The organism is Tardiphaga sp. (assembly GCF_044340795.1).
Classification (GTDB): domain Bacteria; phylum Pseudomonadota; class Alphaproteobacteria; order Rhizobiales; family Xanthobacteraceae; genus Tardiphaga.
The window spans coordinates 1-8,994 of record NZ_JBIISY010000236.1; the positions used below are offsets into that span (position 1 = coordinate 1).

The 8,994-nt window shown below is 61.0% G+C and carries 8 protein-coding genes; 6 read left to right on the forward strand and 2 right to left on the reverse strand.

The features are described 5' to 3' along the window. Nucleotides 1–248: 248 nt before the first annotated feature. Genes ACIQ17_RS26790 through ACIQ17_RS26810 form a run of 5 tightly spaced genes read left to right on the forward strand, consistent with a single transcriptional unit; the run spans nucleotide 249 to nucleotide 7,060 of the window. A complete protein-coding gene (locus ACIQ17_RS26790; RefSeq protein ID WP_398472365.1) occupies nucleotides 249–1,700 on the forward strand; it encodes an MFS transporter in 1,452 nt (483 codons plus the stop codon). After that, on the forward strand, nucleotides 1,700–3,226 hold the full coding sequence (locus tag ACIQ17_RS26795; RefSeq protein ID WP_398472367.1) for an FGGY family carbohydrate kinase: 1,527 nt from the start codon (nucleotides 1,700–1,702) through the stop codon (nucleotides 3,224–3,226). Before ACIQ17_RS26790 ends, ACIQ17_RS26795 begins: the two co-directional genes overlap by 1 nt. 12 nt (nucleotides 3,227–3,238) lie before the next feature. Further along, a complete protein-coding gene (locus ACIQ17_RS26800) occupies nucleotides 3,239–4,915 on the forward strand; it encodes an FAD-dependent oxidoreductase (RefSeq protein WP_398472368.1) in 1,677 nt (558 codons plus the stop codon). Between the two features lie 3 nt (nucleotides 4,916–4,918). Next, on the forward strand, nucleotides 4,919–6,460 hold the full coding sequence (locus ACIQ17_RS26805; RefSeq protein WP_398472369.1) for an FAD-binding oxidoreductase: 1,542 nt from the start codon (nucleotides 4,919–4,921) through the stop codon (nucleotides 6,458–6,460). A 15-nt stretch (nucleotides 6,461–6,475) separates the two neighbouring features. Next, on the forward strand, nucleotides 6,476–7,060 hold the full coding sequence (locus tag ACIQ17_RS26810) for a glycerol-3-phosphate responsive antiterminator (RefSeq protein ID WP_398472370.1): 585 nt from the start codon (nucleotides 6,476–6,478) through the stop codon (nucleotides 7,058–7,060). A gap of 306 nt (nucleotides 7,061–7,366) precedes the next feature. Here the strand turns inward: ACIQ17_RS26810 and ACIQ17_RS26815 are convergent, their stop codons facing one another. Continuing rightward, complete coding sequence (locus ACIQ17_RS26815; RefSeq protein WP_398472371.1) at nucleotides 7,367–7,612, reverse strand: hypothetical protein; 246 nt, start codon at nucleotides 7,610–7,612, stop codon at nucleotides 7,367–7,369. Nucleotides 7,613–7,702: 90 nt separating this feature from the next. Continuing rightward, nucleotides 7,703–8,581 carry a LysR substrate-binding domain-containing protein gene (locus ACIQ17_RS26820; RefSeq protein ID WP_398472373.1) on the reverse strand — a complete coding sequence of 293 codons (879 nt, stop codon included), beginning with the start codon at nucleotides 8,579–8,581 and terminating at the stop codon, nucleotides 7,703–7,705. 95 nt (nucleotides 8,582–8,676) lie between these two features. On the opposite strand from ACIQ17_RS26820, the gene ACIQ17_RS26825 reads away from it, so the two are divergent. Continuing rightward, the coding region (locus ACIQ17_RS26825) for a putative sulfate exporter family transporter (protein ID WP_398472374.1) at nucleotides 8,677–8,994 on the forward strand (318 nt) is incomplete at its 3' end.

Sequence of the window (8,994 nt, forward strand, 5' to 3'; positions counted from 1 at the left end):
CGGATTCTTAGATCGCAATTAGCAAATGGCCGCTCTTGGCGCAAAGCGGACGCCGATCTGTTGCAGCTGATTTGGTATCCGAGATGAGGGTATGACTAATTTTGTATCGATGCGTTGACAAGCTCGGCGGCGCATCCTAGCCTGTTCGCACAGAAGCAAGATTGAAGACTGTCTGTAAGATGGTCATCTTGCACGTCGGTACTTTGCTTTGACCTCCTTACAGATCAAAATTCTGGGGAGGAAAACAAGTGCAATCAACAACATTGAGGCTACGCGGCATCGACGACATCCTGTCGTTCGTCGATTCACGCACGGGCATCAACGGCCGCGCCGGCGTTATATGGTGGCTCGCGCTTGGCGGACTTTTTCTCGACGCTTTCGCCAATTCAGCCTTGAGTGCAGGGCTTGGGCCGATGACGCGCAATCTTCAGCTCACCGCCGGGCAGGTTGCGCTGCTGACGTCCTTTGCGTCCTGGGTCGCCATCGCTTTCAATCCGATCGGCGGATGGATGGCCGATCGCTGGGGACGTGTGGTGCCTCTGGTGACTGCGAAGGTGCTGGCGATCATCGGCGCTGCGCTTGTGATCTTTGCGTCGAATTTCGAAACCATCATTGTCGGTCGCTTTTTTGTCGGCGCCGCCTACGGCATCGATTTCGCGATTGCCATGGCTGTGCTCGCGGAATTCACGCCGTCGCGCTTCAAGAGCCGGCTCAATACCTGGCAGGGCATGTGGTACACCGCCGTGTGTACGAACCTGCTGCTGGCGCTGCTGTTCTTCTCATGGGACGTGGGTGACGCGATCTGGCGTTACTCGGTTGCCGCCACTGCGGTCTTCGCCATCGCGATCCTGATCCTGCAATATTCGTTGCTGGTGGAAAGCCCGATCTGGCTTGCGCGCAAGGAGCGCCTGGACGAGGCGGCCGTCGCAATGACACGCATTTACGGTCAGAACTTCGTTGCGGCTCCGCTCGAAGACCGTATCCCGGTCCTCAATCAGGCACGCCGCGGCGTCGCCAATGTGCTTTTGATCTTTCGCGGCGTCTATCTGCCGCGCACCATCCTTGCGGCCACCGTTCAGATTGGACAATCTATCCAGTATTTCGCTGTCGGCTGGTACCTGCCGCTGATCAGCGCTGCGCTGTTCGGCAAGGACTTCGTCTATGCAACATTGGGTGCATTGATGTTCAACGTGTTCGGCATTTTCGGCGGCTTCTTGTCTCCGACGATTGGACGCGTGTTCGGCCTACGCATCGCGTCGGCTGTGGGCTTTGCTGCGGTGTTCGTGATGCTGCTGATCCTCGGTCTGTTCAGCGACAAGATGCCGGTCTGGCTGGCGGCGATCGTGCCGTCGCTGTTCATCCTGTTCCACTCCGGTGGTCCTGGCGCCAACGGCAAGAGCCTCTCGTCGCTGTCGTTCCGTAGCGAGCTTCGTGCGGGCGCCAATGGTGTGATCGGCGCCATGGGATCGATCGGTGCGGCGCTCGGCCTGCTCGTCTTCCCGCTGTTCCGCGAATGGTATGGCCTCAACCACACCTTCCTGATCCTGTCCGCCGTTCCGTTGATCGCGAGCATTATCTGCTTCTCGATCAAGTGGGATCCGACCCGGACCGCGATCAATCCGGACAACGAGGCCGGTGCGCCGCAATTCGCGGATGACAAGCCTTACACCAACGCTGTGCTGCAGCCGTCGAAGTCGTGATGGCAAATCAGCTCAAAGACGTGATCCTGGCGATCGACGAGGGAACGTCCGGCACCCGTGCCGCGACGGTCTCCGCCGATGGTGAGGTGTCCTGCCTCGAATATCTGCCGTTGGAGGTCGATACTCCGCGGCCGGGCGTTGTGGAGCAGGACGCGAACGCTATCCTCGAGAAAACTGTGGCGGCCTGTCGTGCGACCATCGCGCAGGCATCGCAGTCCGGCTTGCGGATCGTCGCCATGGCAATTGCAACACAGCGGGCCACCGCTGTTTTGTGGGACAAGGACACCGGGCGGGCACTCGTGCCCGCCATGGTCTGGCAGGACACCCGTTACGTCGGTGAGTTGAACAAACTCGCGCCCGTCTGGGATACGATCCTTGCAACACAGGTCGGACGGGCAGGTGGTGTGCGCTCGCCCTATCTCTGGGCGGCACGGCACATCCGGGAAACGCCGGAGATCGCGAAAGCATTCGCTGAGAAGCGCTTGGGTTTCGGGACGGTCGATACCTGGTTGCTGTGGCATCTGACGCGGGATCGCATCTATGTAACCACGCCGACCAATGCGACATCGGCCGGCGCCTACGTTCTTGCCGAGCATCGCTATCAACGCGATTGGCTCAATGCGCTCGCATTTCCGCAGGCGTTAGTGCCGGAGCTGCGATCGGATGCGGATGATCTCGGGCGGACGAATTCCGATCTGCTCGGGATCGATGTTCCGATTCTGGCGAGCATGGGCGACCAGCACGCCGGCGCCATCGGTCTCGGTTGCCTTGATCGGGGTCAGGCCATGTGCATCCACGGCACCGGCAGTTTTGTGGATCTGATCATCGGGCCGGAGCAGCCGGTCAAGGCCGGTTTGTTTGCCGGCACCACAACCATGGTGGCGCGACGCCGGAAAAATCAGTCGCAATTCGCCGTCGAGACATTCGCTGCCACGACCGGCTCTGCGCTGGATTGGGTCTGCGAGAAGCTGCGCTGGTTCGACAATGCGACGGAGATCAGTCGCTTTGCAGCCGAGGTCCAGTCGTCTGGCGGCGTCACCTTCATTCCGGCGCTGACCGGATTGCGGACGCCCGACATGCAACCAAATGCGCGTGCCTCGCTGACCGGCATTTCGATGGCCTCGACCCGACCGGAAGTGGCCTATGCCATTCTTGAAGGGATCGCGCATTCCGTCGCTAGCTGTCTCGAATCCGATCGCGACGTGTCGGGTGTCGATATTGCCGAGCTGATTGTCGGCGGCGGCCTCTCGGCGAGCGATCCGCTGCTGCAGATGCAGGCCGATCTGATCGGCGTCCCCATCCGCCGCAAGCCGAACACCGCGCGGGCCACGTTGCGCGGGGCAGCCTATCTCGCCGGGTCGTCCGGTCTGTTCTGGGACGACATCCCGCGCAGCACGGCCTTCGCTGCCGAAGAACAGGTCTTCGAGCCGAAGATGCGGGCAGCGATGCGCGATGAACGTCGCGCGCTCTGGCATGCGCGCATCACATCCGAACTTGAACACGCCAACGTGTTTGGGGCGCATTAGACGGAATACGAGATGATGAACTTTCTTCCTTCACTGAAACCCAGTCGCGATCGTGCGGATATGATCGGCACGGCGCCTCTCGGCTTCGTCCGCAGCGAGCATCTGGCAAAACTGGAGAGCGATCAGTTCGATATTCTCATCATCGGTGGCGGCGTCACGGGCGCTTACGCCGCGCTCGATGCGAGTTTGCGCGGCTTTCGCGTCGCGCTCGTCGAGAAGGATGATTTCGCATCGGGGACGTCGTCGAAGTCGTCGAAGATGGTTCATGGCGGCCTGCGCTATATCGAGCAGGGTAATATCGGTCTGGTCCGCCACTCTCTGCTGGAACGTCAGCGGCTGCGCCGCAATGCGCGCCATCTGGTGCAAAGGCTGCCGTTCCTGTTTCCGATCCTGGAAAAAGACGGCGTCTTCGACAAGGGCATGGCGAAAGCCTTCGAAACCCTGCTCTGGACCTACGATCTCGCCGGTGGCTGGCGCGAAGGCATTTTGCATCAACGCCTCAGCAAGGCTGAGGTGCTGTCGCATTGCCCGACTTTCAAAGACGACGATCTGATCGGCGGCTTGATGTATTTCGACGCCCGTGTCGATGATGCGCGGCTGACCTTGAACCTGGTCCGGACGGCCGCCTATCACGGCGCGGCGATTGCCAATCATACCAAGGCTGTGGAGATCACCCGCAATAATCACGGCAAGGTTACGGGCGCCGTGGTTCAGGCCGGTGAGCGCGAGATCATCGTCCGGGCTACCTCAGTCGTCATGGCGACCGGCGTCTGGTTGCGCGACTGGAGCGGCATCAAGAAGGGCGAGGAGCGCAAGCTGGATATACGTCCGGCGAAGGGCGTGCATGTCGCGATTCCCTGGCTGAAGATTCGCAATGACTGCACGGTCACGATCCCCGTTCCTGGCCGCAGCCGCCGTGCGACGATCACGCGCTGGGGCAATGTTTCTTACCTCGGCACGACCGACGAGGATTATCAGGGCGACCTCGATGACGTGCATTGCACGCGCGAGGAGCTTGATTTCCTGCTGGAGGGCGCCCGCTCGGCACTGAAGACAGATCTCCGTCCCGAGGATGCCGTCGGCAGCATCGCCGGGTGTCGGCCGCTCGTGGCGCCGCCGGGCGGCAAGACGCTTGAAGTCAAGCGCAACCACAAGATCGATATCGCAGATGATGGGCTGATCACCATTGTCGGAGGCAAGCTGACAACATCGCGGCATATGGCGGAGCAAACCGTCGATGCCGCGCAAAAGGTGATCGGCAAGAGCGGCAGGTGCCAGACCAAGAAGGCCTATTTGCTCGGTGCCGCCGGTTACGACGCCCAGGCGATCACCGCGACAGGCGGTACGCAGGCGCATCTCGGCGAGCGTTACGGCACCGAAGCGCGCTTTGTCAGTGATATCCTGCAAGCCGATCCGGCCTCCGCGGCGCCGATCGTCGAAGGGCTGCCGCATAGCGAGGCTGAAGTCATCTATGCCGTCCGTCATGAAATGGCGGGCAACGTCGATGATGTGCTATCGCGGCGCATGCGCGCCCGCATGAATGCACGCGATGCGTCGGCGCGCGCCGCCATGCGCGTCGGGCAGATATTGCAGTCCGAACTCGGGCTGTCCGAACAGATCATCGCGCAACAGGTGGCGGACTACACCGCCAGCGTTGCGCGCGAGAAATTTATTCTTCTAGGAGCGTAAGAAATGCTGAGCAAAGATGCCATTCGTCGTGGCTACAATCGTGGTCGATATGTTGTGGGAGCACACACGCCTCCGGCCTATGTCGCGCGCGTCAAGGAGACGTCGTCGACGCCGGGCCTGCAGCGCGATCCGGTCGCTGTGGGCGCCGATATCATCGCAGCGCTGCGTGGGGTTGCCGACAATGTGATCACAGAGACGCCCGATGTGGTGGCCTGGACCCGCGACTGGTGGGCGGGATCGATGATGACGGACACGGCGGGCAAGCCGGCGACGCCAAATGCGGTTGTCGTTCGTGTGTCGTCGGTCGAACAGGTGCAAGGCGTGATGCGCATTGCCAATGCCGCGACGATCCCCGTGACCGTGTCGGCAGGGCGCAGCAACGTGACTGGCGCCGCCCTGCCGGTTCGTGGCGGTATCGTGCTCGATCTCTGCGATCTCAATAAGCTCGTGGGCTTCGATGAACAGAGCCAGATCGTCGAAGTCGAAGCCGGCATGTTCGGCGACGTCTTCGAGGCGACGATCCAGCGTGACTACAAAATGACCATGGGGCATTGGCCTTCGTCATTCGGTATCAGCACTGTGGGCGGCTGGGTTGCCTGCCGTGGCGCCGGGCAGTTGTCGACGCGCTATGGCAAGATCGAGGACATGGTGTTCGGCATGGATGTCGTGCTGGCCGATGGCCGCTTGATCACCGTTGGAGGCTATTCGCGCGCGGCGGTCGGGCCGGATCTGCTGCAACTGTTCATCGGTTCGGAAGGTACGCTGGGCGTCGTCGTAAAGATCCGCTTCAAGCTGCACCAGCTGCCTGACTATGGTCGCGCCATCGCTTACAGCTTTAAGAGTTTTGCGGTCGGTCTGGAGGCCTGCCGCCAGATCATGCAGCGCGGCGCCAATCCGGCTGCGCTACGGCTCTATGACGAGCTCGAAAGCGGCGTGCAGTTCGGAATGCCCAAGAGCAATGTCCTCCTGGTGGCGGACGAGGGGCCGCAAGAGCTGGTTGATGCCGTGATGGCGATCAGCGAGAAGGGCTGCGCGGAACTCGGCGACAGGCTGGAAAGCGATGCGATCCTGGAGCGCTGGCTGGATACCCGCTATCTCACCGGCAAGAGTGCGGAAGGTTTTACGCCGAGCCCGGGCTTTGTGGCTGACACGCTGGAGATGATCGGGCCATGGCGCGATCTCCCGGCGATCTATGATGAAGTGGTGCAGGCCATCAATGCCGTCCCCGGCACTTTGGCGGGGTCCGCCCATCAGTCGCATGCTTATGTCGATGGTGCCTGTCTCTATTTCTCGCTGCGCGGCGAAGTCGAGGTCGAGAACCGTCAGAAATGGTATCGGCAGGCGTGGGATGCAGCGAATGCTGTTATCATCAAATACAATGCGACACTGAGCCATCATCATGGCGTCGGATTGCTGCGTGCGCCATATATGGCGGACTCTTTGGGCGCGTCATTTCCAGTGCTTGAGACGATCAAGGCCGCGCTCGATCCGAAGAATATTCTAAATCCGGGTAAGCTCGGATTGAGTGACAAAGTCGGCGCATAACTTTAGATTGAGGTCATGGACAAATCCTTGGCCTTGCGCCTAACACGGCACCCTGTGATCGCTACGCTCTATGGCCCCGAGCTCGTCGAGGAATTCCTCGGCGGCGAGGCGGGAATAGCGATCGTTGCGAATTTCGAGTTGCGCAAACTCGGTGCCGTCGTCAAGTCGCTCGTCGATGCCAACAAATATCCAGTTGTGAACATCGACAGCTGCGATGGCCTCTCTCAGGACAAAGGTGGTGTCGACTATCTCGTCGAGATCGGCGCCAAAGGCGTCGTCTCGACGAGGGTCGCAACCATCCAACGTGCAAAAAAGTCGGGGCTGGTCGCCATCCAGAAGGTATTCGTTACAGACCGCTCGAATTTCCCGCGGAGCGTCGCTGCGCTGGGACAGAGCGAGCCCAATCTGGTGCAATTGATGCCGGCGCCGATGCTGTCTTATGTGCCGGCCCAGCATCGCAAAGCGATGCCGCCAATCATCGCGTCAGGATTCGTATGCGATCGCAGTCACGTACTGGATGCGATCAAGAACGGGGCTGTTGCAGTATCCACTAGCGATCAGGGCCTTTGGCGATTGAGCGGAAAGTCCCTTCGGGCTTAGATAAAGAGTGAAATGTCGCCTTGGCGCTTTCCCACGCGCAATACTTTGATAAAGCCGCTTATGGGGCAAAGCGGTTATCAATGTCGCGCTTCTTGGGCCTAGCCCTCAGGGCACAATACTGGTACACACAATGATGTTTCGGGCGGACTTCGGCCTTGATTCTATTGAGTTTTTTGCCGCGGCCGGGCAATCCCCCCCTCTCCGCCAGTCTTCCCAAGCCATTCAAAATGCTCAGCTCCGGCCCTTCGTGTTTGCGGAAACCGGGATCGACGCCTTCGGGAGTTTAACTGGAAGCCGGAAATGCGTTCAAACCGCGAGCGCTTCCTTCTCCCTTTCAACGGCGAAAGCCTGGAGGATCGCGAAGCGCGCGAGTTCGATCGAGACCGCGCCTTCGGCTGCTTCGATCAGCAGATGCGTTGCGGTGCGCCACGCGTCGGTCTTGTATTCGCAATTGGGAAGCCGGGCGATATAGGCGCCGGCGTCGCGGAGCGTCTCGATCCAATCGCCGTTCGGGATCTGAATTGGGTCGGAAAAACGATCGGACCAGGCCATCACATTACAATCTTGCACATTCTCAACCTTCGAGAACGGCGAATGGGGCGAGAGGTTCCGCTGGCCGGGTGAGGCCCTGGATAAATCCCGCTAGTCCGGGAAAGACCGGCAATAGGTCTCGAAGGCGCGCGCGACCGCGGAGAGCGGGCGCTCCTTGTGACGCAGGAGCGTGAAGGCGCGGAGGTCCAGGGTGAATGGCAATGCTTGCAAGTCGCCATTGCGCAGCCATGGCGTCACGACCGCCTCGGACAAGGCCGTTGCGGCGCTGCTGGTGCGCACCGCGGACAGCACGGCTTCATTGGATGGCAGGGTCATGACGACATCGAGCCGGGCGGGATCGATGTCGTGCGCGCGCAGCGCCGCTTCGAAGGCCGAGCGCGTGCCGGAGCCGGGCTCGCGCATCACCCAGGACAGGGACAGGAGGTCATCGGCGCTGGCGCGGGCATGATCCTGTGCGGCCGAGATCACGATCATGAGGCGGTCGGACGCCACCTGCCGCGTCGCCAGCGCCGGCTCACGGATGGTGCCTTCGATGAAGCCGAGCTCCGCGGCGCCGGATATCACGGCCTCGGTGACGGTGGTCGTGTTGCCGAGCTGAAGCTTGATCTCGATGCCGGGATATTGCGCGTGAAAGCGCATCAGGCGGGGCGGCAGCCAGTAATTTGCAATGGTCTGGCTGGCCTGCAATTCGATCACGCCGCGCTCGATTCCGGCGAGTTCGTCGAGCAGGTGTTCGATGCCGCGCGCGCGGGCCAGCATGTCGCGGGCTCCCGGCAGGAAGCGCCGGCCCGCCGATGTCAGCTCGATGCCGCGGCCGACGCGATGAAACAGCGCGACGCCATGCATGGTCTCCAGCGCCTTGATCGCCGAGCTGACTGCCGAGGACGACAGGTTCAGCGCACTCGCAGCCCGCGTCAGGTGCTGACGTTCCGCCACGGCGACAAAGGCTGCGAGTTGATCCAAGGTCATAGTCTTCCTGAAAAATCGAACAGATTAACCAATTTTATGCGATAGATTGGGATTAACAGGAAGAATATTCTTCTCTCAAGCACGTTGAGGGAAGCATGTCCTCCATAAGACGCATTGTCGATCTTGGCCCCGGTCTGGCCCTTGCCGCCCTTGTCACGCTCGTGGCGTGGGGTGTCGAGCGTCTCGAGGTCCATCTGCTCGGCAATCCTTTCGTCGATGCGCTGGTGGTTGCGATCCTGCTCGGTACGACGCTGCATACCGGCTTCGGCCTTCATCCCAGGGCGCGCGCAGGCGTGCATTTCGCCTCGAAGAGCCTGCTGGAACTGGCCATCGTGCTGCTCGGCGCCTCCATCAGCTTTCGCACCATCGAACAGGCGGGTGGGCGGATGATCGCGGTCGTCGCGCTCGTGGTG

What these genes read in the sequence shown, in the direction of transcription:
- ACIQ17_RS26795 (WP_398472367.1), top strand. Translation starts at nt 1,700, where the DNA reads ATGGCAAATCAGCTCAAAGACGTGATCCTGGCGATCGACGAGGGAACG.
- ACIQ17_RS26800 (WP_398472368.1), top strand. Translation starts at nt 3,239, where the DNA reads ATGATGAACTTTCTTCCTTCACTGAAACCCAGTCGCGATCGTGCGGAT.
- ACIQ17_RS26805 (WP_398472369.1), top strand. Translation starts at nt 4,919, where the DNA reads ATGCTGAGCAAAGATGCCATTCGTCGTGGCTACAATCGTGGTCGATAT.
- ACIQ17_RS26810 (WP_398472370.1), top strand. Translation starts at nt 6,476, where the DNA reads ATGGACAAATCCTTGGCCTTGCGCCTAACACGGCACCCTGTGATCGCT.
- ACIQ17_RS26815 (WP_398472371.1), bottom strand. Translation starts at nt 7,612, where the DNA reads ATGGCCTGGTCCGATCGTTTTTCCGACCCAATTCAGATCCCGAACGGC.
- ACIQ17_RS26820 (WP_398472373.1), bottom strand. Translation starts at nt 8,581, where the DNA reads ATGACCTTGGATCAACTCGCAGCCTTTGTCGCCGTGGCGGAACGTCAG.